At 65.5% G+C, this 18,767-nt stretch carries 14 protein-coding genes and 1 tRNA gene; 5 read left to right on the top strand and 10 right to left on the bottom strand.

Annotated features, from left to right (window positions below; all coding sequences use genetic code 11):
* Nucleotides 1–530 precede the first annotated feature (530 nt).
* Nucleotides 531–1,976, top strand: a complete 1,446-nt coding sequence (locus tag ACO6D5_RS16190) for an RsmB/NOP family class I SAM-dependent RNA methyltransferase (protein ID WP_485825955.1) — start codon at nucleotides 531–533, stop codon at nucleotides 1,974–1,976.
* Nucleotides 1,977–1,998: 22 nt separating this feature from the next.
* Here ACO6D5_RS16190 and ACO6D5_RS16195 read toward each other — a convergent pair whose 3' ends face one another.
* Complete coding sequence (locus ACO6D5_RS16195; protein ID WP_485825934.1) at nucleotides 1,999–2,340, bottom strand: hypothetical protein; 342 nt, start codon at nucleotides 2,338–2,340, stop codon at nucleotides 1,999–2,001.
* A gap of 419 nt (nucleotides 2,341–2,759) precedes the next feature.
* Between ACO6D5_RS16195 and ACO6D5_RS16200 the strand changes: the two genes are divergently transcribed.
* Genes ACO6D5_RS16200 through ACO6D5_RS16210 form a run of 3 tightly spaced genes read left to right on the top strand, consistent with a single transcriptional unit; the run spans nucleotide 2,760 to nucleotide 6,568 of the window.
* A complete protein-coding gene (locus tag ACO6D5_RS16200) occupies nucleotides 2,760–3,968 on the top strand; it encodes a DesA family fatty acid desaturase (RefSeq protein ID WP_315847397.1) in 1,209 nt (402 codons plus the stop codon).
* Complete coding sequence (locus ACO6D5_RS16205) at nucleotides 3,965–6,259, top strand: UvrD-helicase domain-containing protein (protein WP_315847398.1); 2,295 nt, start codon at nucleotides 3,965–3,967, stop codon at nucleotides 6,257–6,259. The genes ACO6D5_RS16200 and ACO6D5_RS16205 overlap by 4 nt, the downstream gene beginning before the upstream one ends.
* A gap of 3 nt (nucleotides 6,260–6,262) precedes the next feature.
* Nucleotides 6,263–6,568: a chorismate mutase gene (locus tag ACO6D5_RS16210; RefSeq protein WP_175174396.1), complete on the top strand. Its 306-nt coding sequence runs from the start codon at nucleotides 6,263–6,265 to the stop codon at nucleotides 6,566–6,568.
* Nucleotides 6,569–6,611: 43 nt separating this feature from the next.
* On the opposite strand, the gene ACO6D5_RS16215 is transcribed toward ACO6D5_RS16210, so the two are convergent.
* From ACO6D5_RS16215 to dapC, 9 genes are all read right to left on the bottom strand, one after another.
* The gene (locus tag ACO6D5_RS16215; RefSeq protein WP_485825935.1) at nucleotides 6,612–7,793 is read right to left on the bottom strand and encodes a cytochrome-c peroxidase; all 1,182 of its coding nucleotides are present in this window, start codon (nucleotides 7,791–7,793) and stop codon (nucleotides 6,612–6,614) included.
* A 134-nt stretch (nucleotides 7,794–7,927) separates the two neighbouring features.
* Complete coding sequence (locus tag ACO6D5_RS16220; RefSeq protein WP_485825936.1) at nucleotides 7,928–10,552, bottom strand: TonB-dependent receptor plug domain-containing protein; 2,625 nt, start codon at nucleotides 10,550–10,552, stop codon at nucleotides 7,928–7,930.
* A 122-nt stretch (nucleotides 10,553–10,674) separates the two neighbouring features.
* Nucleotides 10,675–11,595, bottom strand: a complete 921-nt coding sequence (locus tag ACO6D5_RS16225) for a FecR family protein (RefSeq protein ID WP_485825937.1) — start codon at nucleotides 11,593–11,595, stop codon at nucleotides 10,675–10,677.
* Complete coding sequence (locus ACO6D5_RS16230; protein WP_315845590.1) at nucleotides 11,595–12,083, bottom strand: sigma-70 family RNA polymerase sigma factor; 489 nt, start codon at nucleotides 12,081–12,083, stop codon at nucleotides 11,595–11,597. Before ACO6D5_RS16230 ends, ACO6D5_RS16225 begins: the two co-directional genes overlap by 1 nt.
* A gap of 123 nt (nucleotides 12,084–12,206) precedes the next feature.
* On the bottom strand, nucleotides 12,207–14,141 hold the full coding sequence (locus ACO6D5_RS16235) for an ABC-F family ATP-binding cassette domain-containing protein (protein WP_315845591.1): 1,935 nt from the start codon (nucleotides 14,139–14,141) through the stop codon (nucleotides 12,207–12,209).
* Nucleotides 14,138–15,034, bottom strand: a complete 897-nt coding sequence (prmB, locus tag ACO6D5_RS16240; protein WP_315845592.1) for a 50S ribosomal protein L3 N(5)-glutamine methyltransferase — start codon at nucleotides 15,032–15,034, stop codon at nucleotides 14,138–14,140. Before prmB ends, ACO6D5_RS16235 begins: the two co-directional genes overlap by 4 nt.
* Before the next feature lie 131 nt (nucleotides 15,035–15,165).
* Complete coding sequence (gene dapE, locus ACO6D5_RS16245) at nucleotides 15,166–16,380, bottom strand: succinyl-diaminopimelate desuccinylase (protein ID WP_315845593.1); 1,215 nt, start codon at nucleotides 16,378–16,380, stop codon at nucleotides 15,166–15,168.
* Nucleotides 16,381–17,202: a 2,3,4,5-tetrahydropyridine-2,6-dicarboxylate N-succinyltransferase gene (dapD, locus tag ACO6D5_RS16250; protein ID WP_006227943.1), complete on the bottom strand. Its 822-nt coding sequence runs from the start codon at nucleotides 17,200–17,202 to the stop codon at nucleotides 16,381–16,383.
* 24 nt (nucleotides 17,203–17,226) lie between these two features.
* Complete coding sequence (gene dapC / locus ACO6D5_RS16255; protein WP_315845594.1) at nucleotides 17,227–18,423, bottom strand: succinyldiaminopimelate transaminase; 1,197 nt, start codon at nucleotides 18,421–18,423, stop codon at nucleotides 17,227–17,229.
* Nucleotides 18,424–18,470: 47 nt separating this feature from the next.
* Between dapC and ACO6D5_RS16260 the strand changes: the two genes are divergently transcribed.
* Nucleotides 18,471–18,557: transfer RNA gene (locus ACO6D5_RS16260), tRNA-Leu, on the top strand.
* Nucleotides 18,558–18,767: the final 210 nt, after the last annotated feature.

The raw sequence follows: 18,767 nt of genomic DNA on the forward strand, positions 1-18,767 counted from the left end.
AGGGCCGTCCGGATTCGCGTCCGTCGTACGGCAACGGTCCCCGTGGCGACAGCCGCGGCGGCGAACGCGCTTCCTACGGTTCGGAGCGCCGCGAAGGCCAGGGCCGTCCGGATTCGCGCCCGTCGTACGGCAACGGCCCGCGCGGCGACAGCCGTGGCGGCGAACGCGCCTCCTACGGATCGGACCGCCGCGAAGGCCAGGGCCGCCCGGATTCGCGTCCGTCTTACGGCAGCGGTCCCCGTGGCGACAGCCGTGGCGGCGAACGCGCCGCCTACGGATCGGACCGCCGCGAAGGCCAGGGCCGCCCGGATTCGCGCCCGTCGTACGGCAACGGCCCGCGCGGCGACAGCCGTGGCGGCGAGCGGACGTCGTATGGTTCCGAGCGCCGCGAAGGCCAGAGCCGGCCGTCCTATGATGCGCCGCGCGGTGATGACGCCTCGCACGGCCATCGCGAGCAGGCCCCGCAAAAGCCGCAATTCAACCGTCCGCGCCAATCCTATGCGGCCATCCGCATCGACCAGGTGCAACGCGTGCTGGGTGAAATCCTGCAATGGACCTATCCCGCCGATTCCGCGCTGTCGCACTGGCTGCGCCACCACCCCAACCTGGGCGCGCGTGACCGTTCCGAAGTCGCCGAAGCCGTCTACGACGTGCTGCGCCATCTGCGCCGTTACCGCCAGTTCGGTGAAAGCGGCGTGGGCCCGGCCTCGCGTCGTCTGGCCATCCTGGGCTTGAATGCCACACTGGGCGCCGAAGCGCTGGAAGAGGGCATGGACGCCGCCGAGGCCGAATGGCTCAAGCGCGTGTCGCAGATCGATCTGGCCACCTTGCCCCGCGCGGTGCGCGGCAGCATCCCCGACTGGCTGGACGAGCGCCTGAGCTTGATGGACAGCCCGGAAACGCTGGTCGAGGCGCTGAACCGCCAAGCCAGCCTGGACCTGCGCGTGAACCCGCTGAAAGCCGAGCGCGACGCCATGTTGACCGAACTGCAACAAAGCGCCGGCCGCTACGAACCCGTGGCCATGCCGTTTTCGCCCTGGGGCATCCGCATGGAAGGCCGGCCGGCCATCAACCGCTGGCCGCAGTTCGAAAATGGCAGCATCGAAGTGCAGGACGAAGGCAGCCAATTGCTGGCCCTGCTGGTCGCGCCTCGCCGTGGCGAAATGATCATCGACTTCTGCGCCGGCGCCGGCGGCAAGACGCTGCTGCTGGGCGCGCTGATGCGCTCCACCGGCCGCCTGTACGCCTTCGACGTGTCCGCCGCCCGACTGGCGCGCGCCAAGCCGCGCTTTGCGCGCAGCGGCCTGTCGAACGTGGTGCCCGTCGTGATCGACAGCGAGAACGACGCCCGTGTGAAGCGCCTGGCCGGCAAGGCCCAGCGTGTGCTGGTCGATGCGCCGTGCAGCGGCATCGGCACGTTGCGCCGCAATCCCGACCTGAAGTGGCGCCAGCACCCCGAAGCGCTGGCCGAATTGGGCCGGCTGCAGGAGCGCATCCTGAACAGCGCCGCGCGCTGCGTGGCCCCGGGCGGCCGCCTGGTGTATGCCACGTGCAGCCTGTTGGCGGAAGAAAACGAGGTTCAGGCCGAGCGTTTCCTGGCCAGCCACCCCGATTTCGAGCGCCTGGATGCGGCCGAGATCCTGGCCGCGCGTTGCGAAACGCTGAAGCTGGAAGGCCCGTACGTGCAACTGCGCCCTGACGTGCACGGCACCGACGGCTTCTTCGCCGCGGTGTTCGAGCGCAAAAAGAAGGGCGCAGCCGACGCAACGGCCGAAGCCGCCGAAGCCGGCGATGCGGATCTGGATGCCGATGGGGAATTGGCTCTGGATGGAGCCGAGGACACGGACGTGCCGGTCACTGCCCAAGCGCCGGCTGGCGACACGGCCGAGACGACCTCGGCGGCCGAATCCGTAGCCGAAACCCTGGCTGACGCTGTCCCCGAGGCCGACCCGGCCAAGGAAGACAAGCCGGCCTGACGCGCGTCCGGTTCGCGCCGGCTCAGGGAGCCGGCGTGACGCCGACCGTTGCGCTGAACCGGCGGGTGCCCAGCGTCTTGTTCTGGTATTTCACTTCCCAGGCCAGGGTGTCGGCGCCCGGCTGGTCCGCCTGGTAGACCACCTGCGAGACGGCCACCGGCCGATAGGCGCAACGCCCCGAATCGCTGGACTGGCCACGCGTCTGCATGATGCTGGCCTTGCCCAGCTTGGGGCTCTGCGTGATCTGCACGCGCGGCGCTCGCAGCGCCAGGCAATCCGACCCGCGGATCTCGTAGTACGAGGCCAGCACGACGACGTCGCCCGACTTCATCGTCTGGGCCGAGGCCGAGATGGGCGCGGACAATGCGAGCGCCACCGCGGACAGGGCTGAAAATAAATAGGGGCGGATTGTTTTCGGCAACATCAGTGGGGCAAAAGAGACAATTTGGTCAGCGGGCAGGGCGGCAAGTGTGCGCCGGGAACGTGGCGTCCTCAAGACGAAATCCCCTTGCTGACAGGAACTTTAGTAGCGAAATGTAGCCAAAACCTAGTGCCATTGCGAATACCCCCCACTTTCATGGGGTAGCCGGCCCCACGCGCCGGATGTCCGCAAGGCTCGGCCTCGCGATTGCCCGAAATGGCCGCGAGAGAGGGTTTTTGTGTTCTAAAATCGGGGCTTAGTCCTTGATTTCGCTCAAAAACTATTTTGAAACTCCCTTGTCATAAGACGACAAAGGTAAGCTAAACTTCAGGCACTTCTCAAGCGAGGCTCATAACAGCTTTATGGATTACATCCTCTCCTTCATTGCCGGCGGTCTGACCCAAGCCACTTGGTGGCAGGTCGTCGTATTCACCCTTGTCGTGACGCACATCACGATTGTTGCGGTCACGGTTTTTCTCCATCGCAGCCAAGCGCACCGCGGTCTGGATTTGCATCCGGCTGTCATGCACTTCTTCCGTTTCTGGCTCTGGATGACGACTGGCATGGTCACCAAGGAATGGGTCGCCATTCACCGCAAGCATCACGCCAAGTGCGAAAAGGAAGGCGATCCTCATTCGCCCATGCTGTTCGGCATCTGGAAGGTGCTGTTCCGCGGCGCGGAGCTGTATCGCGAAGAATCGAACAACAATGAAACCATGGCCAAGTTCGGCCACGGCACGCCGGACGATTGGCTCGAACGCAACGTCTACAGCAAGCACAGCTTGTGGGGCGTGCTGTCCATGCTCGCCATCGACGTCGCCCTGTTCGGCGCCATCGGCGTGACGGTGTGGGCGGTGCAAATGGCCTGGATTCCCTTCTGGGCGGCTGGCGTCGTCAACGGTATCGGCCACTACTGGGGCTACCGCAACTACAACAGCCCGGACACCAGCACCAACGTGTTCCCCTGGGGCATCGTGATTGGCGGCGAAGAGCTGCACAACAACCACCACGCCCACGGCACGTCGGCCAAGTTCTCGGCCAAGTGGTACGAATTCGACATCGGCTGGTGCTACATCAACATCCTGAAGTTCTTCGGCCTGGCCAAGATCAAGAAGGTTGCGCCCAAGCTGAAGCTGGACGACACCCGCACGGGCATCGACCTGCGCACGCTGCAAGGCGTGATCACGCACCGCTACGAAGTCATGGCCCGCTATGCGGACGTGATCAAGAGCGCCGCCCGCGAAGAACTGACCAAGCTGAAGGCCTCGCGCCAGGAAGGCAACGCTGAATGCGGCTATACCAAGCTGCACCAAGTGCGCCGCGCCATCCACCGCAACGAGGACATCCTCCAGCCTGAACAGCTTGCCGCCGTGGACAAGGCCATCGCCCAGAACAAGTCGCTGTCGACCCTGGTGCAAATGCGCCGCGAACTCGGCCGCATCTGGGAAAGCTCCAGCGCCAGCAGCGAACAGCTCCTCCATGACTTGCAGGCCTGGTGCCAGCGCGCCCAGCAAAGCGGCATCGCCGGGCTCGAGCAGTTTGCTCAACATCTGCGCCGCTACGCGGCATGATGCTAGAGAAGCTCAACCCTGAACAACGCGCCGCAGTAACGTTAGAACCGCAGCACGCCCTGGTCTTGGCCGGGGCGGGCAGCGGGAAGACCCGGGTACTCACTACCCGCATGGCCTGGCTGATTCAAACCGGCCAGGCTTCGCCTTTTGGGCTTCTGGCGGTCACGTTCACCAATAAGGCCGCCCGCGAAATGCTGGCGCGCATGTCGGCGATCTTGCCGATCGACACCCGCGGTCTCTGGATCGGGACGTTCCACGGCCTGTGCAATCGCATGCTGCGGGCGCATCACCGCGATGCCGGTTTGCCGCAAAGCTTCCAGATCCTGGACGTTACCGATCAGCTTGCCGCCATCAAGCGCCTGATGAAGGCCAACGGCGTCGACGACGAAAAGTATCCGCCGCGCGATGTGCAACGCTTCATCAATGGCGCCAAGGAAGAAGGCCTGCGTCCGCAGGACGTCGAAGCCTACGACGCCCACCGCCGCCGCCTGATCGAGATCTACCAGCTCTACGAAGCCCAGTGCCAGCGAGAAGGCGTGGTCGACTTCGCCGAGTTGCTCCTGCGCGCCTACGAACTGCTGTCGCGCAACGCGCCGGTTCGCGAACACTACCAACGCCGTTTCCGCCACATCCTGGTCGACGAGTTCCAGGACACCAACACGCTGCAGTACAAGTGGCTGCGCTTGTTGGCCGGCGGTGGCGCGGCCATCTTCGCCGTGGGCGATGATGACCAGTCCATCTACGCATTCCGCGGCGCCAACGTCGGCAACATGTCCGACTTCGAGCGCGACTACGCGCATGGCACCGTGATCCGGCTGGAGCAAAACTACCGTTCGTTCGGCCACATTCTGGATTCCGCCAATGCGCTGATCGGCCACAACAACGGCCGCTTGGGCAAGAACCTGTGGACCGACCAGGGCGAAGGCGAGCCGGTGCGCGTCATCGAACAGCCTTCGGACGGCATGGAAGCGCAATGGATCGTGGACGAAATCCGTTCGTTGATCCATGACGGCAGCCTGCGCCGCGAGATCGCCGTGCTGTATCGCAGCAATGCGCAATCGCGCGTGCTCGAGCACGCGATCTTCTCGGCCGGCATTCCCTACAAGGTCTACGGCGGCCTGCGCTTTTTCGAACGCCAGGAAATCAAGCACGCGCTGGCGTACCTGCGGTTGATGGCCAACCCCCACGACGACACGTCGTGGATGCGGGTCGTCAACTTCCCGACGCGGGGCATTGGCGCGCGCACGCTGGAACAACTGGCCGACGCGGCCCGCGCGCACGACACCAGCCTGTACGCAGCGGTGGCGCTGGTCGGCGGCAAGGGCGGGTCCAACCTGGCCCAGTTCGCGCAGCTGATCCATCGCCTGATCGAAGAAACGCGCGATTTGCCGCTGCCGGAAATGGTCGAGCACATGCTCGAGGCCAGCGGCCTGAACGCCCATTACAAGGCCGAGCGCGAAGGCGCCGAACGCCTGGAGAACTTGAACGAACTGATCACGGCCGCGGCCGTGTTCGCTTCAGAAGAGAACTACGATGGCATGCCTGCCGGCGTGGTGCCTGAACAGGCCACCTCGTCGACGCTCATGCCGGGCGTGGTCGACGCGCCCATCGTGGCGTCCGACGGGCTGACGCCGCTGGCGGGATTCCTGTCGCACGCGGCGCTGGAAGCGGGCGACAACCAGGCCCAGCAAGGCCAGGACGCCGTGCAACTGATGACGGTGCACGCCGCCAAGGGCCTGGAATTCGACGCGGTCTTCATCACCGGCCTGGAAGAGGGGCTGTTCCCGCACGAGAACAGCATCCTGGAGCAATCCGGGCTGGAAGAAGAACGCCGCCTGATGTATGTGGCGATCACCCGTGCGCGGCAGCGCCTGTACATCAGTCTGGCCCAAAGCCGGATGCTGCACGGCCAGACGCGCTATGCCATGCGCTCGCGGTTCCTGGACGAGATCCCGGAAGAACACCTGAAGTGGCTGTCGCCCAAGGCTGGGCTGGCGCCGGTCAGCAGCACGGGCGCGGGCTGGGGCGGGGGTAACCGCGGCGACGCGTTCGGACGCAAGGCCACCAACACCATTGCGCCGCGTCAACCGCGTGGCGTGGCAAGCGGTGTCACGGTGGGCGACAAGCAGTATCGTGTGGGTCAGGGCGTGCGTCACGCGCGGTTTGGCGACGGCACGATTATTGGCTTGAGCGGCGCAGGTCAGGACGCGCAGGCAGAGATCCAGTTCCGCGACGTCGGCGCCAAGACCTTGGCGCTGGGCATCGCCAAGCTTGATATTGTTCAGGGTTGAAAAATGGCCAACAACGATTCCCCGAAAGCCGAGTTGGCGTCGCTGCGCGCCGAGGTCGATGAAATCGACCAGCAGATCATGCTGCTGCTGGGCGTGCGCTTCCGTTGCACCGACATGATCGGCGAACTGAAGACCAACCACGGCATGGACCTGGTGGACCCCCAGCGGGAGTCCCAGCAGGTTGAGCGCATCCGCCGGTTGGCCGAAGAGGCGGGTGTGCCGCCTGCCTTGGCCGAAACCATCCTGCGCGAAGTGATCGACACCGTGGTCGACCACCACACCCGCCTGCGCGAGCGTCCGTACTCGTAATGCCAGGCTGGCGGCGCCCTGGCGGCGCCGCCTTCCCCATTCCCTACAAGACCTTCATGAACGCCTGCAAGGCGTCGATGTCGTCCGCGCTGAGGTCCAGCGGCCGGATGAGTTCGGACTTGCGCGGCGCATAAGGGTCTGGCGGATCGGCGGGCGCGGCCTCCCGGCCCATGCCCCCGTTGTACATCCGCAGCAACCCCTTCAAGTCCGCGAACAATCCGTTGTGCATCCACGGCCCCGCCTGCGAGACATTGCGCAGGCTGGGCGTGCGGAATTTTCCTAGATCAGCCGGGTCGCGGGTGACTTCGAAGCGGCCAAGGTCCTGGTTGCGGCGGCCATAGAACGACAGACCGATATTGTGGAACTGATGGTTCGTCAATAGCGGGCCGCTGTGGCAGTTCATGCAGCGCGCCTGGGTGCGGAATAGATGCATGCCCCGCAGTTCTGTGTCGTTCAAGGCATTCCGATCCCCACCGAGGAACGCGTCGAAGCGCGAGGCCTGCGGACGAAGCGTGGCGACATAGGCGGCCAGCGCGCGCGCCAACCGGTCGCTGTCGACGGCCTCCCGATCTGAAGGCGGCGCTGAACCCGAGGCCGAAAGCGACGTCGCTTTCGAGGCTGAATCCGAGAGTGAGAACGACGTCGACGTCGACTTCGAGGCCGAATCCGACTCCGGTCGTGAATCCGAAGCCGCGTTATCCGTGGCGGGGCCGAACGCCTTCAGGAACTGGGCGGGGTAGGGCGGCAGGGCTTGCAGTCGCGCGATGGCGCTGCCCAGGTCGTGGTTCATCTCACGGCTGTCCTGCACCGGACCCAGCACCTGCGCTTTCAGCGTGTCGGCGCGTCCGTCCCAGAACAGGCGCGGCGCGAAGGGGGCGGCCAGCAAGGAGGGCGACCGTCGTCTGCCCATCAGCCGGTCTTCGCCGACCGCCAATGGACGGCCGTCGGTAAAGGCTCGCTGCGGCATATGACAGGACGCGCAGGACACTTGCCCCTTGCGCGACAGGTGCGCATCGAAAAACAGCATTTGTCCCAGCGCCACGATCTCGGGTTTCCGGACATCGCGTGCCAGTTCGGGGCGCCCGGCATTCGCGGCCATCCAGGACAGCGGCGGGGCGTCTGCCGGCGGCACGATGCCCCACTCCGTCCACGTAATGCCAGGGTCGACGGCCGGGGCCGGCCACTGGCCGGGAGGGCCGGCATAGCGGGCCCGCAGGCAAGCCATGTCCCAAGCGCCGCCATCGCGGCACGCAGCGGCCGCGGCCCTCTGCACTGGCTCAGCCTGAGCGGAGGCGCCGGCAGCCAGGGCAAGGGCGGCGGCCGCCCCGGCGAGATTGCGGCGTAGGTGGGCGTGGCGCATCAGAAGCGGTAGCTGGCTTGCACCCAGATCTCGCGGCCGACCTGATACGCGCTGCGGTTGGTCGTCAGATTCGGGTTGGTGGCGGTGATGGCCGGCGTCTTGTTCAACACGTTCAGGACGTCGACCGTGAAGGCGACGTTGCGCGCGAAGGTGGGCTCCCAGATCAGGCGGGTGTCCCAGGTCCAGTAGGATGCCAGCCGCGCGCTACGGTAGCTTTGCAGCGACTCGGGACGCGGGCCATATCCCACGTAGACGGACGCCATGCGTGAACTGCGCCACTGGATGCTGTTGTCCCAGGTCAGACCGCCCTTGGGCCAGATGCCGGTAAGCGAAAGCGAGGCCTTTTGGGGCTGGTAGAACGACGTGGGCGGGCGGTCGATGGCGCGCATGCGCTCGCCGTCGTACAAGATGTATTCGTCCGGGTCGCGCGCATCGCCCTCATAGCCTTCGACCAGATCCGCGTTGACTTTGCGCTTCTGATAGCTCCAGTCGGCGCGCGCGGTCCAGCGGGTGTCCATCAGGCGCCATGGCGTCAACGTCCGCAACGACAGGCTGACGGTGTCCGTCGTTGATTTGCCGTCATTGAGGTATTGGTAGCCCTGGACGCTGTCGCCCCGCTTATTGACCTGATCGCGTCCGTTGCGGTGCACGTACGCCGCCAGCCCTTCCAGGCCGCCCATCCGCTGCCTGACCGACAGCGCCCATTCGTCGTCGTAAGGAGTGCGCAGGCCCTCATAGGAGGCGTAATAGGGCTTGGATCCGTCCGCCACCGGATTGCCGTAGCGGTCCAGCACCTGGCGCCGCAGCGTGTTGACGCGTTCTTCCAGCGCAATGTTCAGCACATCCGAACCGTAGTAGCGCGCCCAGCCGCCGCTGACGACGGTGTTGCCGTTGCCGAACGCATCCCAGTCCAGTCGGGTGCGCGGCGACACGTTGGTGTTGCCCAGGAAGGTTTCGCGGTCGTAGCGCAAGGCGCCGGTCAGCGCCACGCGACCCAGCTCCACCCGGTCCGATAGATAGACGGATGCGGCGTTGTATTTCGTTTCGACGGTTCCGCGCAGATAGTGCACCTTGCTGGCGTGGCGTTCAACGCCGTTGGCGGCATGCGTGGCAATGTACGAATAGGCGTCGCTGAAACGTTCGAAATTCACGTCGACGCGTTGCAGGTCGACCCCGGCGTACGGGGTGTGGGTGAAGACACCGGTGCGGATCGGGTCGAAATCGATTCGGCCCTTCAGTGTCCAGGTGTCCTGTTCCTTCTGTTCTTTTCCAAAGCCGCCCATAACGTATTGCGGGATCGACGGAAACTTGTGGGTGACGAGCGAAGTCGCGTCGGACGAGCGGTTGCTGAGCGCCTTGTCCCAGCCCGCCTGCACGGACGCCCGGCCCCCCTGGAACGCGTGGTCCAGGTTCCAGCCCACGCCGCGCGCGGCATGCGTGTTGTCCCACTGGGTGTTGCGGAAGGTGTCGCTGGAAAGCGTCTCGCGGCGGTCGCTGTACTTCAGCGTCAGGTCGGAGATGGTGTCCGCCGTGGCCCGCACCGTGAACTTGCCCAGGAAGTTGTCGATGCGGTCGTCGTAGTTGTCTTCGCCTTGCGTGGGCTGGTCGCCGTCCACTCCCATGTTCCAGCGCCGGATGCTGGATTCGCGCCGAGACATGCTCAGCACCGCGCCTGTCTTGTCATTGATGGCGATGTCGCCGATGGCGGTATAGAAGCGCTTCTTCCATTCCGGAGAAAACCCCGGCTTGCCCTGGTCCCAGCCTTTCTCGTCGCCTTCGGCGATCTTCTGCTGAGTCATCTTCGACGTGTTCCAGCGGTAGTCCAGCTGCAGATGGTTTTCGCCCGAGGGACGGCGCAGCCGCGCGTCGACCACGCCGCCGGTGAAGCGCCCATATTCCACGGGCACAAAGCTGTCCATCACGCGGACCTCGCCCAACAGATTCGTGTCGACGAAGTAGGACTGCGAATTGCTGGGGATGTTGCCGACCTGCAAATTCAGGTTTTTGCTGGCCGGGTCGACCCGGTTGGTCGCGTCCATGCCGTCGATCTGGAACAGGTTCTGATAGGGGCTGGAGCCGTGGAAGGAAATGTCCTCCACATTCATCGAGCCGCGGTTCGTCGATCCGTTGGCCGGCGTATTCGTGCGCACGGCGGGATGGGTCGCCACCAGCGAGGTGAGGTCCTGGTTAGCCGTGGGCGTCGTGGCGATCTCTTCCTGGGTATAGACGCGTTCATCGCTGTGTTCGCCGTACACCTTCACCGCATCCAGGCGCAGCGCGGAGAACTGGTTCGTCTTGTCGACGTAGATGATGTAGCGGCCAGGGCCGTCGCCGCGCAGCGCCAGGCCGGAGCCGCGCAGCAACTGGTCCAGCGCGTCCAGCGGCGACATGGTGCCCCGCAGCGCGGGCGCCGATTTGCCGGCGACGGTGGCGGGCACGAAGGACACTTCCAGATTCGCTTGCTGGCCCAGGGCCAGCAAGGCGGTTCCCAACGGCTGGGCCGGTATGTCGAAGGCAACGGGTGTCGCGCGGGTCTGGGCAAGCGCCGGATGGGCCAGCGCCAGCGCTGCGCAGAAGGCGATGGCTGCAACGGGAAGGCGGCGCGTGGAAAAGCGGGAAGACATGCGTAAGTCCTAAGCAGTAATGTCAGCCGTAGGACGTCGGCACTGCCCAAACCCCTCATCAATTTCGCGATGAATAATTTATATCGATTCTCATTTACTGATTGAGTCAGGGTTGCGCGCCTTCAGCGCAAGATCAGCAGGCCCGGCAATTCGGTCACGCGCACCGGCGTCTGCGCCAGCAGCAGTTCCAACGCCCTCTGGGGGTCGGCGACGAGCGCGGTGCCGGACACGCGTTGGGTCTTTGCCGCCTCGCCGACCACGAGAATGTGCTTGGCGCTGTAGCGCGCCAACGCGTCCGCCGCGGTCTGCAGCGGCACGTCGTCGAAGCTCAGCAGGCCTCGCGTCCAGCCGGGCGACGCCGTGCCGGCCTCGGCTTCGCGTTTGACGCCAGCGGGGGATACCTCCGCCGTTTCGCCGGCGGACAAGATCACGCCGGCGTCGTCTGCGCATGGCAGGCAGCGCACGGCGACCTGGTGCTCCTGGACCGATACGCGGGTGCCGTCCTGGCCCAGATCCACCGTGAAACGCGTGCCCAGCGCCGTGGCGGAGGCGTCACGGGTGGTGACGGAGAATGGCGCCATGCCCGGTTGCTGCGGCGTGGGCTCGAACTGGGCGCGCCCGGTCAGCAAACGGACCTGGCGGCGGCCATCGGCGTAGTCCAGCGCCAGCGCGCTGTGTGCGTCCAGCACCACGGCCGAGCCATCCGGCAGCGTGAGACGGCGCACGCCGCCTTCGGCGGTGTAGTCGGCTTGCGGCAGGTCCGTCGCCCCGAACCAGCCGGCGAACGCGGCCGTCAGCAGCGCAAGCAGGGCGGTGCCGCGCAGCTTGCGGGCAGGCCGCTTGCCAAGCTTACCGCGGTCGATCTCACCCATGCGGCGCCACAAGCGCGACAAGCGGTCATACGCAGCCGCATGCCGCGCGTCGGCCCGGTACCAGGCTTCAAACGCGGCATGCGCCTCGTCGTCGAGCCGCTGCCCGCTTTGCCGGATCACCCAGCGCGAGGCCTCTTCGATGGGATCGGGCGGGCGGACGCGCGTGGCCATCAGTCGGCCAACGCCAGGTCGCAGGCCAGCAGGATGCGCATCATGTGTTTTTCAACGGCGCTGACGGATATGGCGAAGCGCTCGGCGATGTCGCGGTAGGTCAGGCCTTCGTGCCGGTGCAGTACGAAGACATCCAGGCTGCGGCGAGGCTGGGCGAGCAAGGCCGATTCCAGGCGGCGCAAGGTCTGATGGGCGGACGCCACGTCGAAGGTGTCGGCCGCGTGCGCCACGGGCAGCGCGGCGGCGTAATCGGCGGTGGCCGACAGTTCGCGGGTGCGGCGGCGGTGCCAGTCCGTCGCGATGTTGGCGGCGACGCGGAACACATACGCCCGGTCATTGTCGGGACGGGTGCGGTCGTTGAATTCCGCCAGCTTGATCCACGTGTCCTGCGCGCAATCCTGGGCCACATCGCGTGAGCCGGTGCGCATCGAAAGGAAGCCAAGCAGTTCGCGGTAGTGGCGAAGGAATACGTCCGAAAGCGTAGACATGTCGCTGGCGCCGGGCGCCAGATGGAGTCAATTTCGCGACGAAGTATAAATGATAATGGTTATTATTAATAGATAAGAGGGGACAGCCGGACAGCGGGGCAGGCCCGCCGCCCGGGCGACGCCCTAGGCTTCGCTCTGATCGATTTCTTCCAGCGAGCCCTGGATCTCAAGCCATTGCTCTTCAAGCTCGTCGATGCGCTTGCCGTGCTCGCCGTGTTCGGCCATGACCTTCTGGCGTTCCGCCCGGCGCGCATCGGAATACAAGTCCGGGTCGGCGATGACGGCGTCCAGCGCGTGGAGCTTCGTCCGCAGCTTTTCCATTTCGGATTCGACCTTGGCCAACTTGGCTTCCAGCGGTTTGCGCAGGGCGGAGAGCCGCTGCCGCTGTTCGGCTTCGGCCCGGCGCTGCGCCTTGCGGTCCACGACGGGTTCGCTGCCTTCCGCATTTTCGCGCGCGGCTTCGGCACGTTCCCCGGCATTGCGGGCTGCCAGCCAATCGCGATAGTCCTCAAGGTCGCCGTCGAACTCGCGCACCGCGCCGTCCGCCACGATCCAGAAGCTGTCCACGGTGGTGCGCAAAAGATGCCGATCGTGAGAGACCAGCAGCATGCTGCCCCCGAAGTCGGCCAGCGCGGCGGCCAGCGCTTCACGGGTTTCCACGTCCAAGTGGTTGCTGGGTTCGTCCAGCAGCAGCAGATTGGGCTTTTGCCAGACGATCAGGGACAACGCCAGGCGCGCCTTCTCGCCGCCCGACATGGGTCCGACCTTGCTGGTGACGGTGTCGCCCGAAAACCCGAATCCACCCAGGTAGTTGCGCAGCTCCTGCTCGCGGGTGTCTGGCGCCAGGCGGGCCAGATGCGCGATCGGGGTGCTGTCCACGTCCAGCATGTCCAGCTGATGCTGATGGAAGTAGCCGATAGCCAGCCCGCGCGAGGCGCGGCGTTCGCCCGCCTGGACGGGAATTTCTTCGGCCAGCGTCTTGATCAGCGTGCTCTTGCCCGCGCCGTTGGCGCCCAGAACGCCGACGCGGCTGCCCGCGCGCACCATGAGGGTGACGTCGCGCAGGATGGGAACGGCGTTGCCCGCCGCGTCCGTGTAGCCGGCCGACAGGTGTTCCAGCGTCAGCAAGGGATCCGGCACCTGGTCAGGCGACGGGATGCGGATGTCGATGCCGGCTTCGGCATGCAAGGGCGCCAGCACCTGCATGCGGGCCAGCGCCTTGACGCGGCTTTGCGCCTGCTTGGCTTTGGAGGCCTTGGCCTTGAAGCGGTCGATGAAGCCTTGCAGGCGGGCCGTTTCGCGGGTCTGGCGTTCGTACGCGATGTTGGTCTGGCGCAGGCGCTCGGCGCGTTGCGTCAGGAAGTCGCCATAGCCGCCGCGATAGCGCACCAGCTTGGCGTGGTCAAAGTGCAGGATCGACTTGGCCACCGCATCCAGGAATTCGGTGTCGTGGGAGATCAGCATGACGGTGCCTGGATAGGCGGCCAGCCATTTCTCCAGCCACAGCATCGCGTCCAGATCCAGGTGGTTGGTGGGTTCGTCCAGCAGCAGCAGTTCGGACGGCGCCATCAGCGCGCTTGCCAGGGCCAGGCGCATGCGCCAGCCCCCGGAAAAGCTCTCGACCGGCTGCATCCACTCGTTGGGCTTGAAGCCCAGGCCGGCCAGCAACTGTTCGGCGCGCGAGGCGGCGCTCCAGGCACCGGCTTCCACCAGCGCCGCTTCCACTTCGGCGATCTGCGTGCCCTGGTCGTCCGTCAGGGTGGCGCGGCGTGCCTGCAGTTCGCGCAGGTGCGTGTCGCCGTCGATGACGAATTCACGGGCAGGGCGGTCGTCGGCATCCAGTTCCTGCTTGACGCTGGCGATGCGCCAGCCGGCCGGCAGGTTCACGGTGCCGGCGTCCAGGTCCAGGGCGCCGGTCAGCAGGGCAAACAGCGAGGACTTGCCCGCGCCGTTCTTGCCCACGATGCCGACGCGTTCGCCCGGATGGACAACGAATTCAGCGCCGTCCAACAGCACTTTCGTGCCGCGGCGCAGGGTCAATCCAGTAGCGCGTATCACAGGGTAAGTTGCTCTCGGGTAAGCAGCAGAAGCTGGTCCGATGCCTCTTCCGTATCCAGCCAAACGGGGGATAGCTGCGGGAAGGCGGCTTCGAAAAAGTCGCGTTCGTGGCCGATCTCCAGCACGATCACGCCGTCTTGAGTCAGGTATTGGGGAGCCGCCGCCAGGATGCGCCGCACAAGATCCATGCCGTCTTCGCCGCCGGCCAACGCCAGCTGCGGTTCATGGCGGTATTCCTGCGGCAGCACATCCATGGAGCCGCTGTTCACATAAGGCGGATTGCAGATGATGACGTCGTACTGGCGTGCCGGCAGCTTGTCGAACAGATTGCTTTCGTGCAGGTCCAGGCGGTCTTGCAAGCCGTAGTCGTCCACGTTGCGGCGGGCGACTTCCAGCGCGTCGTCCGACACGTCCACCGCGTCCACATGGGCGTAGGGGAAGGCCAGGGCCGACAGGATGGCCAGGCAGCCCGAACCGGTGCACATGTCCAGCACGTTCTCGACCGCCGTCGCATCCTGCACCCAGGGCGACAAGCCCTGGTCCAGCAGTTCCGCGATGGGCGAGCGCGGCACGATGACGCGCTTGTCCACATAGAAGCGATGGCCGCGCAACCAGGCCTCGTTGGTGAGATAGGCGGCCGGCACGCGCTCGGTCACCCGGCGTTCCAGCAGGTCCAGCACGCGGTCGCGTTCCTCGCGCACCACGCGGGCGTCCAGGAACGGTTCCAGCGTGTCCAGCGGCAAGTGCAGGGCGTGCAGCGTCAGGTAGACCGCCTCGTCCCAGGCGTTGTCGCTGCCGTGTCCCAGCGCGACCTGGGCGCTGTTCAGACGCGACACCCCGTAACGGATGAGGTCACGCAGGGTCAGCAATTCTTGGCGGGCAGATTGATACATAGTTAGACCTTTTTCCCCGTCGGGCCGTCCCAAGGGGAAAACACCCCCTCGGGGGGCAGAGAGTCCGCAAAGCGGACGAAGCTTGGGGGCATTTCTCCCGCATGGGAAAAAGCCCCCGGGGGGGCTGGGACTTATTTGGACAGCAGGAGGTTTTCCAGCGTGCGCCGATAGATGTTCTTGAGCGGTTCCAGCGAAGCCACTTCAATACGCTCGTTGACCTTGTGGATCGTGGCGTTGCCGGGGCCGAACTCGATCACTTGCGGACAGATCTTGGCGATGAAACGGCCGTCGGACGTGCCGCCGGTCGTCGACAGTTCGGCGGTGACACCGGTTTCAGCGTGAATCGCCTGCACCAGCGCATCCGTCAGCGAACCGCGGGGGGTCAGGAAAGGCTCGCCGCCCAACTCCCAGTCCAGGTCGTATTCCAGGCCGTGCTTGTCCAGCACCGCATGCACGCGGGCCTTCAGGCTTTCCGGCGTGCTGGCCGTCGAGAACCGGAAGTTGAACAGCGCCACGGCTTCGCCCGGCACCACGTTGGTGGCGCCCGTGCCCGAGTTCAGGTTCGACACCTGGAACGTCGTGGGCGGAAAGTACTCGTTGCCCTGATCCCATTCGATGCCGACGATTTCCGCCAGCGCCGGAGACAGTTGATGCACCGGGTTACGCGCCAGATGCGGGTAAGCCACGTGGCCCTGGATGCCCTTGACCGTCAACTTGCCCGACAGCGAGCCGCGGCGTCCGTTCTTGCAGGTGTCACCCAGCACGTCGCCGGAAGTCGGCTCGCCGACGATGCAGTAATCCAGCTGTTCACCGCGGGCTTTCAGCGCGTCGCAGACGATGGCGGTGCCGTCGATCGACGGGCCTTCTTCGTCGGACGTGATCAGCAGCGCGATCGAACCGCCGTGCTGCGGGTGGGCCGCCACGAATTCCTCGGCCGCCACCACGAAGGCGGCGATCGAGCTCTTCATGTCGGCCGCCCCGCGGCCGTACAGCCAGCCGTCGCGTTCGGTGGGAACGAACGGATCGCTCTCCCACTTTTCGCGCGGACCCGGAGGCACCACGTCCGTGTGACCGGCGAACACGGTCAGCGGCGCGGCGCTGCCGCGCCGGGCCCACAGGTTGGTGACCCCGCCTTGCGCGATGGTCTCGCACGTGAAGCCGATGCGTTCCAGCCGGGCGGCAAGCGCCGCCTGGCAGTCTTCATCCGCCGGCGTGACCGACGGGCGGGCGATCAGGTCCTTGACCAGATCCAGTACGGCGGACGGGGATTGGCCCCCCTGGCGCGTTGCGCCTGCCTCTCCGAGGGAGGGTGCACGCCCTTCGGGCGGCCGTGCGGACGTGCTCATTTACGCCCTCAGCAGATCATTGATGCTGGTCTTGGCGCGCGTTTGCGCGTCGACACGCTTGACGATGACGGCGCACGCCAGACTGTGCGAACCGTCGGCCGACGGCAGCGAACCCGGAACCACGACCGAACCCGACGGCACGCGGCCGTACGTGATCTTGCCAGTGGCGCGGTCGAAGATCTTGGTGCTTTGCGACAGGAACACGCCCATGGCCAGCACCGAGTTCTCTTCCACGACCACGCCTTCCACGACTTCCGAGCGGGCGCCGATGAAGCAGTTGTCTTCGATGATGGTGGGGTTGGCCTGCAGCGGTTCCAGCACGCCGCCGATGCCGACGCCGCCGGACAGGTGGACGTTCTTGCCGATCTGAGCGCACGAACCGACGGTGGCCCAGGTGTCGACCATCGTGCCTTCATCGACGTAGGCGCCGATGTTCACGTAGGAGGGCATCAGCACCACGTTGCGGCCGATGAAGGCGCCGCGGCGGGCGACGGCGGGCGGCACCACTCGGTAGCCGCCTTGCTTGAAGGCGTTGTCGCCGTATTCCGAGAACTTGAGCGGCACCTTGTCGTAGAACTGCAGGGGCGCCTGGCCCATGATGGCGTTTTCGCTCAGGCGGAACGACAGCAGCACGGCCTTCTTGATCCACTGGTGGACCACCCAGTCGTCATTGATTTTCTCGGCCACGCGCAAGCGGCCCAGATCCAGGCCGTCGATGGTGTGTTCCACCGCTTCGCGCACTTCGGCGCTGGCGTCGGCGGGCGACAGGTTGGCCCGGTCGTCCCAGGCTTTTTCGATGGTGGTCTGCAGGTCGAGAGTCATAGCGGCTCAGCTTTTAAAGGTTGATCAAACAGAAGTATGTACAAAATGGGCGATGCGTTCGGCTGCCTGCACGCAGTCAGCCAAAGGCGCCACCAACGCGATACGGATGCGGCCGTGGCCGGGATTCACGCCATGGGCTTCCCGCGCCAGGAAACTGCCCGGCAGAACGGTAACACCGGTGCGGCCGTAAAGGTCGCGGACAAAGGCCGTATCTGCCCCCGGCGTGGCCGCCCACAGGTAGAAAGACGCCTGCGGGCGCGACACGTCCAGCACGTTTTCAAGGATCGGCACGACCGCGTCGAACTTTTCGCGGTACAGGCGCCGGTTGTCCTTCACGTGCGCCTCGTCCGACCACGCAGCGACGCTGGCCGCGGAAACCAGCGGGCTCATCGCACTGCCATGATACGTGCGATACAGCAGGAAGCGGCCGATCAGGGCCGCGTCGCCCGCCACGAAACCCGACCGCAGGCCGGGCACGTTGGATCGCTTGGACAGGCTGGAGAACGCCACCAGATTGCGGTAGTCGTCCCGGCCCAGCCGGCGCGCCGCCTGCAAGCTGCCCAGCGGCGGGTTGCCTTCGTCCAGATAGATCTCGGAATAGCACTCGTCGGACGCGATGACAAAGCCGTAGCGGTCGGACAGTTCGAACAGCGTTTCCCATTCGTCCAGCGACATGACGTTGCCGGCCGGGTTGCCGGGCGAACACACGAACACCAGCCGCGTCTTTTTCCAGACCGCTTCCGGCACGTGGCTCCAGTCGCTGGAAAAATTGCGCAACGGATCGGCGTTGACGAAGTAGGGCGTGGCGCCCGCCAGCAGCGTGGCGCCTTCATAGATCTGATAGAACGGGTTGGGGCAGATGACCACCGAGCCCGCCGACGGGTCGATCACCGTCTGGGTAAAGGCGAACAGCGCTTCGCGCGACCCCAGCGCCGGCAGCACCTGTGTGTCCGCATCGGGGGCGGGGATGCTGTAGCGGCGCGCCAGCCAGCCCGAAATCGCCTGGCGCAGCGCCGGGTCGCCCTTGGTCGACGGGTACACGGACAGGCCGCCCATGTGGTCGCGGATCGCCTGCGCGATACGCTCCGGCGCGGCGTGCTTGGGCTCGCCGATCGACAGATTGATGGGCGTCAGGCCGTCCGGCTGCGCGCTGGCAGAAGCCAGCAACGCCCGCAGTTTTTCGAACGGGTAGGGGTGTAAAGCATCGAGGCGCGGATTCATGACGCAAGATTTTAACAAGCAAGCTACAATAGCGGGCTTGACCTTTAGCGAAGGTGGCGAAATTGGTAGACGCACCAGGTTTAGGTCCTGACGCCGTAACAGGTGTAGGGGTTCGAGTCCCCTCCTTCGCACCACATATTGCCTGACGTTGTTTGGCGTTACGCCGACAATGCCATACCACCCCCGAGCGCTCGAATGCGCCGGGGGTTTTCTTTTGTCCGCAGGTTTTGCATTCCCCCGCTTGGCATTCCCCCATAGCGCGCCGCCTTTCTACGGCAAATCCACACCCGGATCTACGCCAAAGGGGGACAAATCGGGCATTTTCAGCAAGCGCGCGGATTCAT

It is taken from the genome of Achromobacter sp., from assembly GCF_057314935.1.

Coding starts and splice junctions, on each gene's coding strand:
- ACO6D5_RS16200 (WP_315847397.1), top strand. CDS start 2,760: ATGGATTACATCCTCTCCTTCATTGCCGGCGGTCTGACCCAAGCCACT.
- ACO6D5_RS16205 (WP_315847398.1), top strand. CDS start 3,965: ATGATGCTAGAGAAGCTCAACCCTGAACAACGCGCCGCAGTAACGTTA.
- ACO6D5_RS16210 (WP_175174396.1), top strand. CDS start 6,263: ATGGCCAACAACGATTCCCCGAAAGCCGAGTTGGCGTCGCTGCGCGCC.
- ACO6D5_RS16215 (WP_485825935.1), bottom strand. CDS start 7,793: ATGGCTTGCCTGCGGGCCCGCTATGCCGGCCCTCCCGGCCAGTGGCCG.
- ACO6D5_RS16220 (WP_485825936.1), bottom strand. CDS start 10,552: ATGTCTTCCCGCTTTTCCACGCGCCGCCTTCCCGTTGCAGCCATCGCC.
- ACO6D5_RS16225 (WP_485825937.1), bottom strand. CDS start 11,595: ATGGCCACGCGCGTCCGCCCGCCCGATCCCATCGAAGAGGCCTCGCGC.
- ACO6D5_RS16230 (WP_315845590.1), bottom strand. CDS start 12,083: ATGTCTACGCTTTCGGACGTATTCCTTCGCCACTACCGCGAACTGCTT.
- prmB (WP_315845592.1), bottom strand. CDS start 15,034: ATGTATCAATCTGCCCGCCAAGAATTGCTGACCCTGCGTGACCTCATC.
- dapE (WP_315845593.1), bottom strand. CDS start 16,380: ATGAGCACGTCCGCACGGCCGCCCGAAGGGCGTGCACCCTCCCTCGGA.
- dapD (WP_006227943.1), bottom strand. CDS start 17,202: ATGACTCTCGACCTGCAGACCACCATCGAAAAAGCCTGGGACGACCGG.
- dapC (WP_315845594.1), bottom strand. CDS start 18,423: ATGAATCCGCGCCTCGATGCTTTACACCCCTACCCGTTCGAAAAACTG.